This window comes from Bradyrhizobium sp. NBAIM08 (genome assembly GCF_020193935.1).
GTDB classification, from domain to species: Bacteria; Pseudomonadota; Alphaproteobacteria; order Rhizobiales; family Xanthobacteraceae; genus Bradyrhizobium; species Bradyrhizobium yuanmingense.
In genome coordinates this window covers 1-566 of the sequence record NZ_JADYVR010000090.1, presented here as the reverse complement: position 1 = coordinate 566, position 566 = coordinate 1, and the positions used below count along the sequence as shown (strand labels likewise).

The window sequence follows — 566 nt, the reverse complement described above, 5'->3', positions numbered from 1 at the left end:
GGACATGGAAGTAGTTCGCCGGCACGGTGATGTTGCACACGCACATGTTGTCGTCGGCGCAAAGCTGGAGGAAGCGTTCGAGCCGCGCGCTGGAATGCTCCGGCCCCTGGCCTTCGTAACCGTGCGGCAGCAGCAGGGTGAGCCCGTTGGCGCGCAGCCACTTGCTTTCGCCCGCGGCGATGAACTGGTCGATCATGATCTGCGCGCCGTTGGCGAAGTCGCCGAACTGCGCCTCCCACAACACCAGCGTCTTGGGATCGGCGCTGGCGAAGCCGTATTCGAAGCCGAGCACGCCGTATTCGCTCAGGGGGCTGTCATAGACCTCGAACTTGCCATGCGGCAGCGTCGCGAGGGGGATGAACTTGTGCTCGTCGGTCTGGTCGACCCACACGGCGTGGCGCTGGCTGAAGGTGCCGCGGCCCGAATCCTGCCCTGACAGCCGCACCCCGAAACCCTCGGTGACGAGGCTGCCGAAGGCCAGCGCCTCCGCCGTCGCCCAGTCGAAGCCTTCGCCCTTGGCGAACATCTCTTCCTTGGCGGCGAGCACGCGGCCCAGCGTCTTGTGG

Annotated in this window: 1 pseudogene; it reads right to left on the bottom strand. The window is 66.3% G+C overall.

The annotated features are described in order from the left end of the window. Positions 1 to 566 (bottom strand): annotated as a pseudogene (gene sucA, locus I6F37_RS38540) (2-oxoglutarate dehydrogenase E1 component); the annotation flags it as partial.